The 19,764-nt window shown below is 38.1% G+C and carries 16 protein-coding genes; 5 read left to right on the top strand and 11 right to left on the bottom strand.

Features of this window, described 5'->3' with window-relative positions:
- Positions 1–118: 118 nt before the first annotated feature.
- Entirely contained in the window at positions 119–1,837 is a 1,719-nt protein-coding gene (gene acsA / locus J2Z40_RS09795) for an acetate--CoA ligase (RefSeq protein ID WP_066396831.1), read from the bottom strand.
- A 253-nt stretch (positions 1,838–2,090) separates the two neighbouring features.
- On the opposite strand from acsA, the gene J2Z40_RS09800 reads away from it, so the two are divergent.
- The 3 genes from J2Z40_RS09800 to J2Z40_RS09810 are packed head-to-tail and all read left to right on the top strand — an operon-like array spanning position 2,091 to position 4,578.
- Positions 2,091–2,723, top strand: a complete 633-nt coding sequence (locus J2Z40_RS09800; RefSeq protein WP_066396833.1) for a GNAT family N-acetyltransferase — start codon at positions 2,091–2,093, stop codon at positions 2,721–2,723.
- Positions 2,724–2,755: 32 nt separating this feature from the next.
- A complete protein-coding gene (locus tag J2Z40_RS09805) occupies positions 2,756–3,403 on the top strand; it encodes a CBS domain-containing protein (protein ID WP_066396836.1) in 648 nt (215 codons plus the stop codon).
- Positions 3,400–4,578: an acetoin utilization protein AcuC gene (locus J2Z40_RS09810; RefSeq protein WP_066396838.1), complete on the top strand. Its 1,179-nt coding sequence runs from the start codon at positions 3,400–3,402 to the stop codon at positions 4,576–4,578. The genes J2Z40_RS09805 and J2Z40_RS09810 overlap by 4 nt, the downstream gene beginning before the upstream one ends.
- Before the next feature lie 334 nt (positions 4,579–4,912).
- Here J2Z40_RS09810 and motS read toward each other — a convergent pair whose 3' ends face one another.
- The 4 genes from motS to J2Z40_RS09830 all read right to left on the bottom strand — a co-directional run bounded on the left by motS (position 4,913) and on the right by J2Z40_RS09830 (position 9,421).
- Positions 4,913–5,677 carry a flagellar motor protein MotS gene (motS, locus tag J2Z40_RS09815; protein WP_066396842.1) on the bottom strand — a complete coding sequence of 255 codons (765 nt, stop codon included), beginning with the start codon at positions 5,675–5,677 and terminating at the stop codon, positions 4,913–4,915.
- Positions 5,667–6,491 carry a flagellar motor protein MotP gene (gene motP, locus J2Z40_RS09820; RefSeq protein WP_066396844.1) on the bottom strand — a complete coding sequence of 275 codons (825 nt, stop codon included), beginning with the start codon at positions 6,489–6,491 and terminating at the stop codon, positions 5,667–5,669. The genes motS and motP overlap by 11 nt, the downstream gene beginning before the upstream one ends.
- Positions 6,492–6,930: 439 nt before the next feature.
- Entirely contained in the window at positions 6,931–7,929 is a 999-nt protein-coding gene (gene ccpA / locus J2Z40_RS09825) for a catabolite control protein A (RefSeq protein ID WP_066396847.1), read from the bottom strand.
- 418 nt (positions 7,930–8,347) lie between these two features.
- The gene (locus J2Z40_RS09830) at positions 8,348–9,421 is read right to left on the bottom strand and encodes a bifunctional 3-deoxy-7-phosphoheptulonate synthase/chorismate mutase (RefSeq protein WP_066396849.1); all 1,074 of its coding nucleotides are present in this window, start codon (positions 9,419–9,421) and stop codon (positions 8,348–8,350) included.
- 203 nt (positions 9,422–9,624) lie between these two features.
- Between J2Z40_RS09830 and pilM the strand changes: the two genes are divergently transcribed.
- Positions 9,625–11,790, top strand: a complete 2,166-nt coding sequence (pilM, locus tag J2Z40_RS09835; RefSeq protein ID WP_066396852.1) for a pilus assembly protein PilM — start codon at positions 9,625–9,627, stop codon at positions 11,788–11,790.
- A gap of 14 nt (positions 11,791–11,804) precedes the next feature.
- Here the strand turns inward: pilM and ytxJ are convergent, their stop codons facing one another.
- Genes ytxJ through J2Z40_RS09850 form a run of 3 tightly spaced genes read right to left on the bottom strand, consistent with a single transcriptional unit; the run spans position 11,805 to position 13,140 of the window.
- Positions 11,805–12,134 carry a bacillithiol system redox-active protein YtxJ gene (ytxJ, locus tag J2Z40_RS09840; RefSeq protein ID WP_066396854.1) on the bottom strand — a complete coding sequence of 110 codons (330 nt, stop codon included), beginning with the start codon at positions 12,132–12,134 and terminating at the stop codon, positions 11,805–11,807.
- Positions 12,135–12,188: 54 nt separating this feature from the next.
- Entirely contained in the window at positions 12,189–12,647 is a 459-nt protein-coding gene (locus J2Z40_RS09845; protein WP_066396855.1) for a YtxH domain-containing protein, read from the bottom strand.
- 16 nt (positions 12,648–12,663) lie between these two features.
- Positions 12,664–13,140 (bottom strand): DUF948 domain-containing protein, encoded by a 477-nt coding sequence (locus J2Z40_RS09850; RefSeq protein ID WP_066396859.1) that lies wholly within the window; start codon positions 13,138–13,140, stop codon positions 12,664–12,666.
- A 277-nt stretch (positions 13,141–13,417) separates the two neighbouring features.
- Between J2Z40_RS09850 and J2Z40_RS09855 the strand changes: the two genes are divergently transcribed.
- The gene (locus J2Z40_RS09855; RefSeq protein WP_066396866.1) at positions 13,418–14,533 is read left to right on the top strand and encodes an aminopeptidase; all 1,116 of its coding nucleotides are present in this window, start codon (positions 13,418–13,420) and stop codon (positions 14,531–14,533) included.
- A 75-nt stretch (positions 14,534–14,608) separates the two neighbouring features.
- On the opposite strand, the gene murC is transcribed toward J2Z40_RS09855, so the two are convergent.
- From murC to J2Z40_RS09870, 3 genes are all read right to left on the bottom strand, one after another.
- A complete protein-coding gene (gene murC, locus J2Z40_RS09860) occupies positions 14,609–15,904 on the bottom strand; it encodes a UDP-N-acetylmuramate--L-alanine ligase (protein ID WP_066396869.1) in 1,296 nt (431 codons plus the stop codon).
- 176 nt (positions 15,905–16,080) lie between these two features.
- On the bottom strand, positions 16,081–17,178 hold the full coding sequence (locus tag J2Z40_RS09865; RefSeq protein ID WP_066396871.1) for a nicotinate phosphoribosyltransferase: 1,098 nt from the start codon (positions 17,176–17,178) through the stop codon (positions 16,081–16,083).
- Between the two features lie 72 nt (positions 17,179–17,250).
- On the bottom strand, positions 17,251–19,617 hold the full coding sequence (locus tag J2Z40_RS09870; RefSeq protein ID WP_083953941.1) for a DNA translocase FtsK: 2,367 nt from the start codon (positions 19,615–19,617) through the stop codon (positions 17,251–17,253).
- Positions 19,618–19,764 lie beyond the last annotated feature (147 nt).

Here is a 19,764-nt window from a genome sequence, read left to right on the forward strand (position 1 = left end):
GCGCCGGAGCTGGACTTAGACTAAACTACTCATAAAGTTATCCACAGCGTGCGTTCCTAAACAAAAAAGAAAGAACCGTTAGCCATTCGGGCTAGCGGTTCTTTCTTTATCATGCTATTTAATCTTCCATTGTTGACAAATCACCTGCAGGCAGATCAAGCTCCCAAGCTTTTAATACACGACGCATAATTTTCCCGCTTCTTGTTTTTGGTAATTTATCGCGGAATTCAATTTCACGAGGAGCAGCATGAGCAGCAAGACCCTTCTTTACAAATTGGCGAATATCCTCGATCAACGCTTCAGTTGGTTCATATCCATCCAATAGTGCAATAAATGCTTTAATGATTTCCCCTCTTACAGGATCGGGCTTTCCAATTACACCTGCTTCTGCAACAGCAGGGTGCTCCAGCAGCTTGCTTTCTACTTCAAATGGGCCTACACGTTCACCAGAAGTCATAATTACATCATCCACACGTCCCTGGAACCAGAAATACCCGTCCTCATCCATATAAGCAGAATCACCTGATACATACCAATCTCCGGGCATGAAATATGATTCATATTTCTGCTCATTATTCCAAATCGTTTGCATCATCGCTGGCCAGCCTTTTTTAATTGCAAGATTCCCCATATGATATGGAGGAAGTTCATTCCCCTGATCATCTACAATGGCAGCATTCACACCTGGAATCGGCTTTCCCATCGATCCTGGCTTAATTGGCAGACATGGATAATTACAGATTAATAGAGCACCTGTTTCAGTCATCCACCACGTATCATGAATGCGTAAATGGAATACCTTCATTCCCCACTTCACTACCTCTGGATTTAAAGGTTCCCCAACACTTACTACATGCCTTAGACTGCTTAGGTCAAATCGCTTAACAATTTCATCGCCCGCTCCCATCAGCATTCTAAATGCCGTTGGAGCACTATACCATACAGAAACCCCATATTCTTCGATCATCTTATACCATGATTCTGGGTTAAACCTTCCACCAACAATCAAATTAGCTGATCCTGTCAGCCACGGTCCGAATATGCCATACGAAGTTCCTGTTACCCACCCAGGGTCGGCTGTACACCAGTACACATCCTCTTCTTGTAAATCAAGCACCCATTTTGCCGTTTGATAATGCTGGATCATCGCATTATGAACATGGAGAACACCTTTAGGTTTTCCCGTTGAGCCTGATGTGTAATGAAGAATTAACCCATCTGTCCGCTCTACCCATTCAATGGCAAGATTCTTACTTGCCTCAGCAAATCTTTTATTAAAACTGATATATGGCCCATCTTCGGTAATATGATCACCAACGAGGAAAATTGTTTTCAAGGCTGGTAATTCATCAACTGGAACGCGCTTTAATAGTTCAGGGGTAGTAATTAATACTTTTGCTTCACTATCTCCTAATCGATCCTTTACCGCACCTTCCATAAATGCTTCAAATAATGGCCCTACAATTGCCCCTAACTTAATCGCCCCTAAGGCAGCAAAATAGAGCTCTGGAGAACGTGGCATGAAAATAAATACCCGATCTCCTTTTTCGATATCCCCATAGGTTTTTAACACATTTCCAGCTTTATTTGAGAGCTCTTTCATTTCTTTAAATGTATATTTTTCTTTTCTAGTGCCTTCTCTGAAATAAAGGGCAATTTTATTTTTGCGGAAGGTTTCTGCATGTCGGTCAATTGCCTCATACGCCATATTAACTCTTCCAGTTGCATGCCAAGAAAATACCTTTTCAGCATCTTTCCACTCAAAGTTTTTATACACTTCATCATAATTTTTTAAATTATAATTCCCTTGTTTAGCTGACAACGCTTCCATTTTCATAAATCGTAATCTCCCTTCTTATACATTCACATAAATCTCAATTGCTAAAAATAATTGTTAATCGTCATTCACAATTCTTAGATTGTTATATTATATTATACATTTAATTAATTCTCAATTTTTAAAATATTCTCCTCCCTGTTTCGTCACAAAAATTTTCTAATTATACAGAAAATGTCGAGAAAGCTCTAACAAATATAATAATTTATGTATAATAGAATTATTAACTATCAATTTTTCAGGCGGTGATTTCATGGAACATCAAAAAACATACAACGCAAAAGAAATTAAGACACCAAAAGGAAATTTAATTATTGAGGGTCCTGTCTCTCCCGAGAAATTAATGGAATACGAATTTCATCATGATCTCGTTGCCTTTCGTCCGCCAGAGCAACAGAAAAAAGCACTGATTGAAATTGCCGCGCTTCCTGAAGGAAGAATTATTATTGCTCGTTTCAGAGATACAATCGTTGGGTATGTAACCTATGTGTATCCAGATCCTCTTGAAAGATGGTCTGAAGGGGAGATGGACAACTTAATCGAGCTTGGGGCAATTGAGGTAATTCCGGCATTCAGAGGCAGCGGGACTGGGAAGAACTTGCTAATTGTTTCGATGATGGATGATGCAATGGAAGATTATATTACGATTACAACTGAGTATTATTGGCATTGGGATTTAAAGGGGACTGGGTTAAATATATGGGAATATAGAAAAGTAATGGAGAAAATGATGAATGCGGGTGGCCTCGTATGGTACGCAACAGATGATCCAGAAATTAGCTCGCATCCAGCCAATTGTCTTATGGCGAAAATCGGAAAAAGGGTAGATTTAGATTCTATCCAGCAATTTGACCTTCTTCGCTTCAAGAACCGTTTTATGTATTAGTTTTATCTTCTATATAAATGGGGGGAAGTAAAGTGATTGTTGAAGAAATTATGAATACGACTATAACTACATTATCTGAGAATAATAGTATTGCAGAGGCAATCCAGGTAATGGATGAAAAAAAAATTCGTCATCTTCCTATCATTGATCAGAATCAGCAATTAATTGGTTTAGTTACTGATAGAGATATTCGTGACGCAACACCTTCTATTTTTGAAACAGAGGAATTAAAACAAGAATTGCAAAACCCACTAAAAATGATTATGAAAACAGACGTAATAACTGGTCATCCACATGATTTTGTTGAAGAAATTTCAGCCATTCTATATGAACATCGTATTGGATGCCTGCCGATTATTAATCATAATAGACTAGTTGGGATTGTTACAGAAACAGATTTACTGCGTACATTAGTAGAATTGACTGGTGCACACCAGCCAGGCTCTCAAATTGAAGTAAGAGTGCCAAACAGGACAGGGATGCTTCATGAGATTTCAACAGTCATCCGCAATAAGAATGCAAATATTCAAAGTGTACTAGTCTATCCGGATAAAAAGGATGAAAAATACAAAATTATTGTCATTCGCTTACAAACGATGAACCCACTCGCATTAATCGAGGATTTAAAAAAATCTGGACACCATGTTTTATGGCCAAATCATCCAGGGATGCCATCATGATACATAATGCTGATTCTGTATTCATCTATTCAGAGGAATTATTGAATTACAAATTTAATACGGATCATCCTTTTAATCAAATAAGGCTTAAATTAACTCTTGATTTACTTAAGCGCTTACATGCAATATCTGATCATCATCTTATCCCGCCACGGCCAGCGACAGATGAGGAACTTCAACTAATCCATGACCCAGGCTACATAAATGCAGTCAGGCTAGCCGGGATGGGACAGCTTTCTATTGATCAGGCAGAGAATTATGGGCTCGGTACAGAAGATGTCCCCATTTTCCCTCATATGCATGAAGCTAGTTCATTACTAGTAGGTGGAACATTGACAGCTGTTGATTATGTAATGGGCGGACATGCAAAGCATGCGCTACATCTTGGTGGTGGACTTCATCATGGCTTTAGGGGAAAAGCATCGGGGTTTTGTGTATATAATGACAGCTCCGTTGCCATTAAATATATACAAGAAAAGTACCATGCAAGAGTTCTATACATAGACACCGATGCCCATCATGGAGATGGCGTCCAATGGTCATTTTATGATGATCCAAATGTTTGTACGCTTTCAATCCATGAAACTGGCAGATATTTATTCCCTGGAACTGGAAATGTGAACGAACGTGGCCAAGGAAAAGGATATGGATATTCCTTTAATATTCCATTGGATGCATTTACAGAAGATGAGTCATGGCTTGAAGTCTATCGGACCTCTTTAAGAGAGGTAGCAGCATTCTTTAAACCTGATGTCATTCTTACACAAAATGGAGCAGACTCGCACTTTCTTGATCCTCTTACCCATTTATCATCAACTATGAATATATATCGCGAAATCCCAAAGCTCGCACATGAAATTGCTCATGAGTATTGTAATGGGAAATGGATAGCCGTAGGTGGGGGCGGATATGATATTTGGCGGGTCGTCCCAAGAGCATGGGCGTTAATCTGGCTTGAAATGACGGAAAACTCAAATTGTTATGGGAACTTACCAACGGAATGGATTAATGCTTGGAAGGATACCGCAGCAGATCCACTGCCTTTCCAATGGGATGACCCAGAGGACCTTTATAAGCCCATCCCTCGTAAACAAGAAATATCAGAAAAAAATAAGCAAACATTAGAAAAAGCATTATATCCAATAAGAAACCACTCAAAAACAGAATCTATCTAAGAAAAGCGCAAGACCTTGGTCATTGCCATACAAACTGAAAGGCTCTGACTGAGAGCAAAAAAATAGTCGCTAGTGTCTGTATACGATTGTCAATAGAACAAAAGCGTAGGCGCCTTGTTCATCGCCGTACAAACTGGAAGGACTACCCCTCTCGATAAAGGAAACACGGTGAGCGTGAGCGATACCGCGCTTGACTTATCGCAGGGAGTAGTACTGAAGTTTGATAGGCGATAGGCGCCGAAGCTGGACGTAGACTAAACTACTTATAAAATTATATACAATGCGCGATTTTATAGTTTCCTAAGCAATTAAAAAGGACCGTTCTTGGTCCTTTTTAATTGGATATAAAATCTTCCTTACTGTATTTAGGATCAGAAATAATAATTTCCACTCGGCGATTTTTCTGTCTATTTTCAGGTACATCATTTGAGACTATTGGTCTCGTATCTGCATACCCAACCGCAATGAACTTTCGACTATCTAGCTCGTGACTTTCAATCAAGTAATTAATCACACTGCTTGCCCTTGCTGCAGAAAGCTCCCAGTTAGATGGGTATCGAAAAGAACTCATCGGAATATTATCCGTATGTCCCTCGACTTTAACTAAGTTAGGAAGATTCGCTAAAAGCTCTCCTACCCTATTTAAAAAGGCGTTCGAGTCTTCTAGAAGAGTCGCCTCTCCCGGATCAAATAGAACTTGTTCCTGCAGAACAAGAACAACTCCGCGCTCTGTCCTATTGGCGATAATTACATCTTCAATCCCATTTTTCTCCAGGAACCCTTGTACTTCCGCTAATAAATTCTCTAAAGATTCTTCAGATAAGTCTTTTTCATTCATCTCATTCTCATTTTCATTTTCATTTTCGCCCATATTTGATTCCACTCCGGGAGGACTTTCAACAGGAATAATGGATGGGTAAAAATCAAAAAAATGCTCCTGGAATGATTCTGAAATCGCCTTGAATTTCATCATATCAATTTGTGACATTGAAAATAGTAAAATAAAAAAAACTAAAATTAATGTCACTAAATCAGAGAATGTAACCATCCAGGCTGGCGCACCTTTTACAGAATTAGAAGGTCGTCTTCTAAGCCTCATTATCCAGTGCCCCCTTGGAATTCAAGGCTTGAAGCGCCACAATACGTTCTTTAGAGGACAAGAAAGCACTTAATTTTTCTTCCAAAAGTTTTGGGTTTTGTCCAGATTGTACGCCAATGACCCCTTCAATAATAATTTGCTTTAAAAAAACTTCCTGCTCTGTTTTTAAACTGAGCTTTGAAGCTAATGGCAAGAAAAATAAATTAGCTAATAACGTTCCATATAAAGTTGTTAAAAGGGCGATGGCCATATTTGGTCCTAATGTGGATGGATCATTCAGGCCTTTTAACATAAGAACAAGACCGATTAGTGTACCGACCATTCCCCAAGCTGGTGCATATTCTCCAGCTTTTTCTAGAATACTTCTGCCTTTTTTATGACGCTCTTCCATGGCAACAATTTCTGCAGTCATAATATCATTTATGACGTCTGGTTCAATGCCATCAACTGCAAGTAGAATGCCCTTACGGATAAAAGGGTCTGGAACCTCTTCCAATTCTGTTTCTAACGATAGAAGTCCTTCTCTTCTTGCACGATCTGAAAGATGTATGAATGTCTCAATTAGTTCACCTAGATTTTGCTCATCATGAGAAAAACCTTGTTTGATTACAGTAAACATTTGTTTCATATCTCTTAGCGGAAAGCTTACAAGAAGACCAGCCATTAGACCGCCTGTTACAATTAACATGGAGGCTGGGTCTATAAATGAAAGAAAGCCGCTAATTCCATCATTCGTCATAATCCCAAATATGAGCATAGCCATACCAACGATTAATCCAATTGGTGTTAATACATCAAACCTCTTCCTCTTCATATTACCTCTCCCGATCATCAAAATAATGTGATTTTGTCCGAATTTCTTTGTCTAGCTGCGGTGGCTAGGAGCTCGAGGTCTTAAGTCAGACGAACATGAAGGTTAAAGAACAACCTTCTTGTTCGTCCGTCTTAAGCTTGTCGCTCCTGAGCAAGCCACCTTCGCTTTTCTTTGTCCAGCTGCGGTGGCTAGGAGCTCGAGGTCTTAAGTCAGACGAACATGAAGGTTAAAGAACAACCTTCTTGTTCGTCCGTCTTAAGCTTGTCGCTCCTGAGCAAGCCACCTTCGCTTTTCTTTGTCCAGCTGCGGTGGCTAGGAGCTCGAGGTCTTAAGTCAGACGAACATGAAGATCAAAGAACAACCTTCTTGTTCGTTCGTCTTAGGCTAGTCGCTCCTGGGCAAGCCACCTTCGCTTTTTTTACTATTATCGGCAAATTCATTATTTTGTTGAGCTTCTTTGTTCAATACGATGGGGAAGAACGATAATATGATCGGTAATTTCTTCCTTATTCATTAGTTTTGTAAGAAGTCTCATGGCTACTGCACCAATATCATATAAAGGCTGAACAATGGTTGTAAGCTGTGGACGGACCATTAGAGATAAACGTGTATTGTCAGAACTGATGACTTCAAAGTCATTAGGGACTTTGTATCCTTTATCCTCAGCGCCATGGATTACTCCTAACGCCATTTCATCAGATCCAGAATATATCGCAGTAGGTTTCACATCTCCTTCAAGTAGTTTTTCAAAGGCCTCAATTCCTGAGTCGTATGTGTAATCTCCCTCGATAACGAAGTTTTCCTTATAGTCAATTCCCGCTTCCGAAAGAGCTCGTTTGTAGCCGGCTAACTTTCTTTCTCGGTTAATTGGCTCTTGCAGAGGGCCAATAACAATCGCTATCTCTTTATGACCATTTTGAATAAAGGAATCAATCGCATCATATGTAGCCTGTTCATAATCAATATTAACAGATGGGATTTTTTCGCTTTCTTCTATTGATCCAGCCAGCACAATTGGAACGGGAGATTTCTTAAATTCCTCTACAAGTTCAGTCGTAATATTTCCACCCATGAATACAATGCCATCCACTTGCTTTCCAAGCATTGTATTTAATAAATGGAGCTCTTTATCCAAATTCTGATCTGAATTACTTAGGATAATATTATATTTATACATTGTTGCAATATCTTCGATTCCACGTGCAAGCTCCGCAAAAAAAGTGCTCGAAATATCAGGAATAATCACGCCTACCGTTGTTGTTTTTTTGCTAGCTAGTCCACGTGCTACAGCATTCGGACGATAGCCAAGTCTTTCAATTACTTCCACAACTTTTTTTCGTGTAGCAGGCTTTACATTGGGATTTCCATTTACGACACGTGAAACGGTCGCCATTGAAACATTCGCTTCCCTTGCTACATCGTATATCGTTACATTCATCATCGTTCACTCCTATTTTTCTAACGATCGCCAGTTTTGCGGCAGCTTATGTTGACGCAAAAAGTGATCTGCTAATAAGTATGTAATATTGTAATTAATCATACGACAGTATTTGACATGCCGCAATCAAGTGGACAATATTTCTTATAAAAAAGGCTATTCTTGTAAACATTGTTATAAATTAAGGCTGTTTTCACAAATATTGATACTTATTAAGATAAAGTTGGTAAAGGTTGATTTCCGCTCCAATCAACCGACCTAGTTGGTCAAACTTCAAGAATCTAGATTCATGTTCAATAGTTTCACTCAAATCAGCCGAATTGTTCAATCATATTCATTCATACAATTGATTTTAAAGGAACTTAAAAATCAATCTAAAAAAACAAGCCTTCCACATTAAGTAGAAGGCGAGTTGATATTAAATAGTAACAAAAGAGGAGGATTGAAGTTCTTTCATAAATTCATCAAATTGCTTTAAATTCATTTGCTGTGCATTATCTGATAATGCGACAGCAGGATCTGGATGAACCTCGGCCATTACCCCATCCGCACCGATTGCTAATGCCGCTTTTGCTGCTGGGAGCAGTAGATCTCTTCTTCCAGTTGAATGTGTGACATCCACTAATACTGGTAAATGTGTTTCTTGCTTTAAAATTGGAACGGCAGTAATATCGAGCGTATTTCTCGTTGCCCGCTCATATGTGCGTATTCCACGTTCACATAAAATAATTTGTCCATTTCCTTGAGCCATAATATATTCAGCCGCATTAATAAACTCCTCGATCGTTGCCGCTAACCCACGTTTAAGAAGAACTGGTTTATTGATCGCACCGGCTGCCTTTAGAAGTTCAAAGTTTTGCATATTTCTTGCACCAATCTGAATAACATCTAAATAGTCCACGGCTATTTCAATATCAGCAGGGCTTACAATCTCACTAATTACTGCCAAGTCAAATTCATCGCCTATTTGTTTCAAAATTTTCAAGCCTTCTAGTCCAAGTCCTTGAAAATCATAAGGTGATGTTCTTGGCTTAAATGCGCCGCCACGAAGAAGTTTAAGTCCCTTTGCTTTCACTGCATCAGCAACAGTCGCAACTTGTTCATAGGATTCAACCGCACATGGCCCAAATACTAAATGTGGCTTTCCATCCCCAATTTTTTCTCCTTTTAGATTAATGATTGTATTTTCAGGTTTTTTCTTCCTGGAAACAAGGAGCGCCTTACGGTGATCATCCTCTTGCAGCTCCAATCCAGCCTTGAAAATTTCCTTAAACATATGCTCAATTGTTGAGTTTTCAAAAGGACCATCATTATATTCTTTAATATGATCAAGCATTTTCCTCTCACGGACAGGATCGTAACGATAAACCCCCTGTGTTTCCTTAGCCTTTCCAATTTCTTGAACTAATCTAGCCCTTTCATTAATTAATGATAGGAGCTGTAAATTTAGTTCATCCACACGATTTCGTAACTGATCAAGATCTTTACTCATTACAATCCTTCCTTTCCCTTTAAAGTGGAGCCAAAAAACTTGAATTATTCTATTCTTCTTTATTGACCCTTTTTTTTATGTTACATTTTAAATAATTAGAGTTATTATATATGAATTATTATCGTATGTCACGAAAATACTCTTTATTAATTAAACGCTTTTAAGTGATAAAGAAGTGAATGAAAATAAAGAAGGTGTATTACATGCTTGAACAAAAAAAGCTGTTTGCCTTAGATATTGGCACTCGTTCTGTCATCGGAATTATCCTTGCTGAACAGAATGAACACTACCATGTAATTGATATTCTCGTAAAAGAACATCAAGAACGTGCCATGCTAGATGGTCAAATACATGATGTCCTTTCTGTTTCAAAAATAATTGCTGAAATAAAACACGAACTTGAAGAAAGACACGGTCCACTGAAAAAAGTCTGTGTTGCTGCTGCCGGAAGAGCTTTGAAAACAGAGAGATCAAAAGTAACAATTGATATAAATGGAAAACCACTTATTCAAAAGCAAGATATTCTTCATCTCGAGCTAAGTGCCGTTCAGCAGGCTCAATCTGTTGTAGCTGAAAAACATGAGGCAGAACAGAGCCATTACTATTATTGTGTAGGATATTCTGTTCTATATTATCGATTAGATGGAGAAGAGATTGGTAGTTTAATTGATCAACAAGGAAATGAAGCTTCAGTAGAAATTATCGCCACTTTTCTTCCGAAGGTTGTTGTTGAATCACTTCTTTCTGCCCTTCACCGTGCAGGCCTCGAAATGGAAGCATTAACACTCGAACCAATCGCAGCAATCAATGTACTAATTCCCCCATCCATGCGAAGGCTGAATGTTGCGCTTGTGGATATTGGTGCGGGTACATCTGATATTGCGATAACAGATCTTGGAACCGTCATAGCATATGGAATGGTTCCTGTTGCTGGTGATGAAATAACCGAGGCAATTAGTGATCAGCTCCTGCTAGATTTTCCATTAGCTGAACAAGCGAAAAGGGATCTACATAAGAATGATACAATATCTGTTACAGATATTCTAGGATTTGAAACAGACGTGAAAAGAGAGGAAATCATTGCACAAATTTCTCCTGCACTCGATCGACTTTCTTCTGCCATTTGTAATGAGATTTTAAAGCTGAACAACAATAAATCCCCAAAAGCAGTAATGCTCGTTGGCGGCGGGAGCCTCACACCTGAATTACCAAAAAGGGTAGCTGAAAAGCTGAGCCTTCCTGAAAATCGAGTGGCGATTAGAGGGATCGATGCCATCAACTCTTTAACAATTTCAGATCATATTGAAAAGGGGCCAGAACTTGTTACACCGATTGGAATTGCAATTGCAGCACATCTTTCTCCTGTTCAATACAAAACTGTGTATGTAAATGAACAGCCTGTCCGATTATTTGAAGTGAAAAAGCTAACCGTTGGTGATTGCTTACTTGCAGCTGGAATTAAACTAAATAAGCTTTATGGAAAACCTGGTCTGGCACTAATCGTTACACTTAATGGACAAAATATTACTATTCCTGGAAGTCATGGAGATGCACCACTAATTTTACGCAATGACGAACAGATCTCTTTAGACAGTCAGATTGAAAATGGAGACCAACTCACCGTAATTAAAGGGGAAGATGGCCATAAAGCAGAAGTGCAAATAATCGATTTAATTGATGAAATTCCTAAGAAAAAAGTAACCATCAATGATCATCCATATATTGCTGATGCTACAATCAAATGCAATGGAAAAGCCGTTGGTCCTGATCATTTAATTGAAGACCGTGATCATATTGAATGCATGATCCCTGGTACGATTGAGGAATTGCTCCGCTCACTCAACTTATATGAGTTAATTGCTGAAATACGGCCTTTCAGAGTAAAAATAAATGGCAAAGATACATTTATTCCTCCGTTATCTGGAAAGATTTATCGAAATGGAGTTGAAACAAAGCTCCATAATAGTTACGAAGATCATGATCAAATTTTCATCGAAAAGAAAAAAACACCTTCTGTGACTGAATTAGCTGAAATGAAACAAATGATGTTATCACAAAGTATTCCCATCTCATTCAATGGCAAAAATATCAACCTGCAAAAGCCTATTTCGATTATAAAAAGAGAGGGTGTACTGCTAACAGAAGAAGACACGATCATTGATGGTGACGAGCTTCTTATTGAATATCGGAAATTAGAACCTTTCATGTTCCAAGATCTATTTGGACATGTAGATATTGAAATGCCAAAACAAGCGAATGGCAATTTTATACTTTTAATAAATGGCGAACAAGCAACTTTCCAAAGTAAGCTTGAACCTGGCGATCAATTAAAAATAGATTGGCCTGCTAATAGAAAAGCATCCATATAATGGATGCTTTTCTATTAGCTATTTTCTTCAATTGCCTTTGTTAATGATTCAAATGTAATCTTCCAATGAGATGCATGCCAAGAGCAATCACTATTATTGAAAAGAATTGCCTGAGGGGATTCATGTTTTATATGAAAACTCTCTGCAATATGATTGGATAGTGGCCGATCCTCTTGTACGATTAAATAATAAGTCTTTAAGTCTGGATGTTCTTGGGCAAACTTTTCAAATTCTTCATAGGCAGCCTGACTAACTGGGCATGTTGCACTATGCTTAAACATAATAATGAGCTCGCCTGTTTGAACGACATTATCAAAAGCTTCTTGATCATTCAATCTTTCCATTCATACTTCCTCCTAGAAAAGACAGCTTTAATCATCAATGTAGTGCATAACCCCTTATTGATGAACCTTTTCTTCTGTCTCTGCAAATGCTCGCTTTGTTTCTTCTAGCTTCAACTGGACATCTGGATCCTCTGCCAAATCATCCTCAACCAAGCTTTCGTCAACTGGTACAGAATGATCTTCAGTAGAATTTAAGTTTTTCACCTTATTAACTAAATCTGTTGATTGTTTTGAGACTGTTTGCGTAATCGCATTTGTTTTTTCCTTTGCAACTGCTGCGATCTCAGACCCTTTTGCTACTGCTGTCTCACGAATTTGACCAGATTTCTCTTTTAATACGATCGCCTGTTCATTAATGTCATTTCTCAGTTCTTTCCCAGATTTAGGTGCTAGGAAAAGGGCTGTTGTAGCTCCGACGATACCTCCGATTAAAGCACCTATCAAAAAATCCTTCGTATTGATTGTTTCTTCTGATTTTGACTGTTCGTTTTGGTTTCGTTCTTGACTACTCATACGCCTTCTTCCTCCTTTAGTTTCCTCTTACTCGTTTTTTTTGAAGGTTTTGCTCGTCCTTCATTTTATTTTGAACGGAGTCTTGTTTTCTCTCTTTCCACTTATCCTTCATTTCGAGAAAAACTTGACCCCATTGGACGACTGCAGAAATTTTTTCTTTATTTTCTTCAAATTGGCTGTTTACAGAAGAGGTGATTTTTTGAATAGAGCCATTGAAGCCACGTACAGTATCCCCCACATCTTTCACTGCACTTACAACACTGTTTAAGCTTTCAGACTTGTACTGAATATCCTCTGCAAGCAAATTTGTTTTATGTAGAAGTGCTTCTGTTTCTTTCGTCACACCATCTAATTGCTTTTCCAGCCCTGTTAATGTTTTTGAGACACTGTCTAATGTCACTCGCAAGGATGTCAAAGTTTTTGCTAAATAAATAACAAGAATAAAAAAAGCGATCGCAATTACTGCAATACTTAAATATAAAATAATTTGCACTTCGTAAACCTCCATTTATTTATCTATCTACTTTCTTTCTTACCCGATTCGACATAATTTGAAACTTTTTTTAGTGAATTACATTACATATCATGCCTTTTTACTTCCCTATTCTTACATACACTTCCATACAATTGGATCATTTCCTTCTTAATCATTCGACTTTTTATGTACAATTATAAATTTATCATATTTTAAAGGGTTTGAATAAACAAAATGATTTATTTCGGTTACAATAATATAGATACACATTATTTTATTACTCGGAGGGAAACAAATGAAGGATCCTCGAATCGAAATACTTGCAAGAAATTTAATAAACTATTCCATTCGCCTCCAAAAGGGCGAAAAGGTTTTAATTGAAAATTTCGGATTACAAAAGGAACTTGTAACTGCACTCGTAAAAGAAGCGTATGCAGCTGGTGGCTATCCATTTGTATCATTGAAGGACCATCAAGTTGATCGTGCGCTACTTGTCGGTGCACAGGAAGAGCAATTTAATATGATCGCTGAATTCGAAGCAAATGTAATGGCTCAAATGGATGCATACATAGGCCTACGTGCCGGAGATAACATTAATGAGCACTCAGATGTACCTGATGAGAAGATGAGAATCCACGGTTCCACCGTTGGCCAAAAGGTACACCGTGACATTCGTGTACCTAAGACAAAGTGGGTTGTCCTTAGATATCCTACTCATTCTATGGCTCAATTAGCAAAAATGAGCACAGAGGCTTTTGAAGACTTTTACTTTGAAGTATGTAATCTCGATTATGGAAAAATGGACCAAGCAATGGACAATCTTGTTGAATTAATGAATAAAACAGATAAAGTGAAAATCACAGGTCCAGGAACAGACTTATCTTTCTCTATTAAGGATATTCCCGCTATTAAATGTTCTGGACAGATGAATATTCCTGATGGAGAAGTGTACACAGCTCCTGTTCGTGATTCAGTCAATGGGGTCATTACCTATAACACGCCATCTCCATACCAGGGCTTTACATTCGAAAATGTGAAATTAACTTTTAAAAATGGAAAAATCGTTGAAGCTGAAGCAAATGATAGCGAGAGAATCAATAAAATCTTTGATACAGATGAAGGTGCTCGTTATATTGGTGAATTTGCAATTGGTGTCAATCCTTTCATTCAGCATCCGATGCAGGATATTTTATTCGATGAAAAGATTGAAGGAAGCTTCCACTTTACACCGGGACAAGCATATGATGACGCTTATAACGGCAACAAATCGAATATCCATTGGGATATGGTGAATATTCAGCGCCCAGATTATGGCGGTGGTGAAATCTTTTTTGATGATCGCCTCATTCGCAAAGATGGACGCTTCGTTATCCCTGAATTAGAAGCACTAAATCCTGAAAACTTAAAGTAAACTAAAGGCTGAACTGCTTTTAGCATTTATTAAAAAATGATGCAACCTACAAATAGGCTGCATCGTTTTTTTTGATTATAATTGCTTCTCATATGCTTCTTGGAACTTTTGGATATCTCCAGCTCCCATAAAAATAATGACACCATTTTCATGAATTTTTAAGCGTTCAGTTTCTTCTTCTACTAATAATTCTGAGCCAGGTATTTTGGCTTTCAAATCTTCAATCGATAGCTTTCCATGATTTTCCCGCGCAGATCCAAAGATTTCACATAAGTACACTTTATCAGCTAAATTAAGGCTTTCTGCAAATTCATCCAGAAATGTTTGTGTTCTTGTAAATGTATGTGGTTGAAATACACCGATTATCTCACGATCAGGGTATTTCTGTCTTGCAGCATCAATCGTTGCTGTAATTTCTGTCGGATGATGCGCGTAATCATCAATAATAATTTGTGACCCATTTTTCTTTTCAGTAAATCTTCTTTTTACCCCTTCAAAAGAGTGCAAATATTCCTGAACGATTTGTGGGTCAATTTCTTCATAGTGACAAATAGCAATAACTGCCAATGAATTTAATATATTGTGGTCTCCATAAGAGCGAATAGAGAAGGTTTCAAAAAATGTATTTCGAACAAACACATCAAAGGTTGTTCCTTCTGTCGATTTCACAATATTCCTTGCTTGGAAATCATTTTCTTCTCCAAATCCATAAAAGAGAACAGGTACTTTCGCTTGAATTTTTTGCAGCTGTTCATCATCCCCACACGCAAAAATTCCTTTATTCACCTGCCACGACATTTCCTGAAACGCTGAAAAAACATCATCAATATTAGCAAAGTAATCAGGGTGATCAAAATCAATATTCGTCATGATTGCGTAATCTGGAAAGTAAGAAAGAAAATGTCTTCTATATTCACAGGCTTCAAATACAAAATACTCGGCATTTTGATCCCCTTTGCCTGTGCCATCTCCGATTAAAAATGAAGTTGGCTTAGCCCCTTCCATAACATGGGCAAGCAAACCGGTAGTTGATGTTTTTCCATGAGCACCTGTAACAGCAATACTTGTAAAGTTCTCCATAAAGTCACCAAGAAAACGATGATACCGTACAATTGGTAAATCAAGCTTCATTGCCTCTTGAATTTCTTCATGTGTATCTGGAAAGGCATTTCCGGCAATGATCGTCATACCGGGCTGTATGTTCTCCTTTTGAAAGGGAAGGATCTTTATTCCTGATTGTTCAAGGGCCTGTTGAGTGAAAAAATGCTTATCGTAGTCTGAGCCTTGAACTTGATAATTCATATCATGGAGAATTTGAGCCAAGGCACTCATACCAGACCCCTTAATACCTACGAAATGGTAAATAGTCATATAAAGAACCTCCAACCATCGTATATCTGTAAAACAGTATATGACATATATCTATTTTTGCGCATATCCCCTTTTAGGACACACTTAATAAACGGCAGCAAACATTATAAATTTTCATATTCAAAAATTATATCATTTATCTTGAATAAAAACTATGTAATGAGCTACTGTTCTTGTTATTCAACTTTTTCAAGTCTTGCATTTGGACGATACCTGCGACCTGCCTTCGCTGCATGTTTTCCATTAATTAAGACATTATCGCCTGTAAACCCAATATTTACCTTCAACAAACTACTTCCTACACCGTACGTGTCTACAGGTACACCATTTTCTTCAAAGTCCTTAATTCGTTCTTCATTAAAGCCACCACTAACAACAATATTCACATGGTGATAACCTTCGTCATCCAAAGCCTTTCTCAATGCAAAAACAAGCTCTGCATTCACTCCACGCGGATCAAAAGTACCAAGGAGATGCTGATTTCTCAAGAAATATTGGTCAATCAATGTTCTAGACGTATCTAGTCGAACACCTTTCAAGTCGTCTCCAAATTCTCTTGCTACTTTTAATGAATCTGTTATGACATCATTATTGTAATCAACTAAAGCAACCAATACATCCTGTGGGAATGTTTCTTGATAAGCTTTTGTTGCTGCAACTATATCTCCATTGAATAATTGGATTAGTGCATGTGGCATCGTGCCCATGCCTTGTTTTCCCCACCACTCATTCATTGCATGGGTAGCCTTCGCAGATGCACCACCGATATGCGCGGCATAGCCATCACCAGCTTGAGTAATATAATGATCATCACGATCACCCATGAAGATCACTTGCTTCTGTTTGCCTGAAGCACTCGCCGCATTGACCACATTGAACACATTTGTAGCAACAGATGTACGTCTAGAAAGAATGCCATCAATAATTCCTTCTAAATACCCGAATGTTTGGTATTTCCCTGTAATCGTAAGCACCGTTTCAAACGGAGCAATTTTGTCGCCATCCTTTAATGAATATATTTCAAGATCATCAGGATTATCAGCAAAAGTTTTTAAAAGTGCAATTACTTCATCTGTTCCACATAAAACAGCATGATTCTTCTGAAAAAATTGCATCGTAATAATATTGTCTGGCATATATTTATTCACAATATCTTTCGTCTTCAAAAAGTAAACAGCTGAAAACCAACCATCCTTTACTCGTTCATCAAATTTGAATGTTTGATTTGTTAACCGATTAATCTTACCTTGTAATTTAAGTTCAATTTCCTTCATTCATAAAGCTCCTCAGTAATAGCAAATATTTATTCTTATTATTTTAAACATGCAAGTAAAGAATACCATGGATTAATTTATTGTACTAGTACCTTGAAGATTTTCCAGATCCTCTTCCGTTATCAGCACGTCGCGCGGCTTGCTTCCGCGTGCCTCTGAAATCATTCCTTGCTGTTCCATCATATCGATTAATCGAGCTGCGCGATTGTATCCAATTTTAAACCTTCGTTGGAGGCTAGAGGTAGAAGCAGAACCATGGGCAACGATAAACTCACACGCATCATAAAATAGCTCATCCTCTTCTTCAATCACTTGTGCCTTCTTCAATAATTCCTCTTGTTCAAATAAATACTCAGGCTCTCTTTCTCTTCTCACATGGGCAACTACTTCATCAATTTCGTGATCAGATACGAAAGTCCCCTGCAATCGCACTGGCTTGGAACTGCCATTTTCTAAAAATAGCATATCTCCTCGACCAAGCAATTTCTCCGCTCCGCTAATATCGATAATTGTTCTTGAGTCAATTTGTGAGGAGACAGAAAAAGCAATTCTTGTTGGGACATTTGCTTTAATTAACCCCGTTATGACGTCAACAGATGGTCTTTGAGTCGCAATAATTAAGTGGATGCCACATGCCCTTGCTTTCTGGGCAATTCGACAAATCGCTTCTTCCACATCGGCAGGTGACATCATCATTAAATCAGCTAATTCATCAATGATAATGACCATAAATGGAAGCTTATCAGAATAACGCTTATGTTCGTTAGCAAGCTCATTAAATCGATTAATATCTCTAACACCTGCATGGGCAAATAATTCATAACGTCGATCCATTTCTTCTACCGCCCATTTCAATGCAGCAGTTGCAGCCTTCACATCTGTAATAACAGGACTAACTAAATGAGGGATGCGATTATATGGGGCAAGCTCAACCATTTTTGGATCGATTAAAATTAGCTTAACTTCATCAGGCGTGGCCTTATAAAGCAGACTTACAAGGATGGAATTAATACAGACACTTTTCCCTGAACCTGTCGCCCCAGCAATTAATCCATGAGGCATCTTCCGCAAGTCAGTTACAATTGGTTTTCCAGCTATATCTAGCCCGAGTACAGCCGTTAATGGAGAAGCACTGTCTTGAAACTCCGGACTGTTAATGATTTCACTAATAAATACGGGCCTCATTTTCTTATTTGGCACCTCTATTCCAATCGTATGCTTGCCAGGAATCGGTGCTTCAATACGAATGTCTCTTGCTGCAAGGCTTAATTTAATATCATCCGAAAGGTTCGTGATTTTATTGACCTTTACACCTGGATCTGGCTGGACTTCATATCTTGTCACAGAAGGTCCTTGTGTAGTATTCACTACCTTTGCATGGACATTGAAATTTTGTAAAGTAGAATTTAATAACTCTTCCTGCTCTTGGATCCATTCAGTCGACTCCTCAAGATTAACAGCAGGTGTGAGTAAGCCTCTTGATGGAAATACATAATAAGGGATTTCCTCTTCCTCGGAGAAGGTCTTTTCTTCGACCCTTTGAGGCAGTTCTTGCTTTTGTGGAGCCGTTTGACTATGCGCTCCTGCTGATTGATATGGATTCATTTTCTCTACAAGCTTTTTTTTATCTTGATTAAGCATAATTACATTGAATGGAAGGTGTTTCCTGCCAGAAGAAACAGGGACTGATTCTTCTTCCTTATTTTGATCACTTTCAATTACTTCAATGCTTATAGACAGATCTTCAGGTGATTGTTCAGCTGCTTCTATTTCTTTTATGTCTATTATTTCTTCTATCTCTTCTATCATTTCATCTGCTGCTTCATCTAATTGAATGCTTTCTTCTATTTTATGATCAGACACTACTCTAGCAAATTCATCTTCCTCACTTGAATCATTTTGTATTTCCACCGGCTCCATTTGATGTTGCATCTGAAGCTCTTCTGCCTTCCTTAAATCCACTTTTTCCTCTAGATTAGTGCTTTCCATCTTTGTATTTGTTAACTCATATTCGATCGGTTCTGCGACAGCTGATTTGCTTCTTACCTTTGAACGCTCAAAGCCATAAATAGGAGAAGGAATTTCTGTCGGGCGGAAGGGGCCTCTTTTTTTAGGTGCCGCCTCTTCATTTTTTTCGCGCACCGATTCATTGCTTCTCATAGTAGAAGAGACTGTTCGCTCGATTGTTTGTTTATCTTGCTGTTCATGCTTTTTCGTCTGCTTCACTCGTTCTCTACTTTGCTCTTGTTCGTCTGGAATCAAAGGAAAGCGAAATTGACCTTTTGGATATTGATAGACAACTCTTGCATCGATATTCTTTCCTTGTGGTTGCTGACTTTTTAATAGGGGCTGTTCATTATATTCATTTTCATTCTCATCTTCAATTAGATAATCCTCATCATTTTTAAATCTTTGAAAAAGCCTTTTTATCCAACTCAATTTTTACCACTCTTTCTTTCATTTCTATCTTTCCTATTTTATCAGTAATTTGGGAAATATGGAGAAAAAAATCGAAATAAGGCCTATCGTCTCGCATATTTGGAATAATCAACCTATGGACATACAAAAATGCGAGCGGCTAAGATC

Origin of the sequence: Cytobacillus eiseniae, assembly GCF_017874625.1 — a bacterium.
GTDB classification, from domain to species: Bacteria; Bacillota; Bacilli; order Bacillales; family Cytobacillaceae; genus Cytobacillus; species Cytobacillus eiseniae.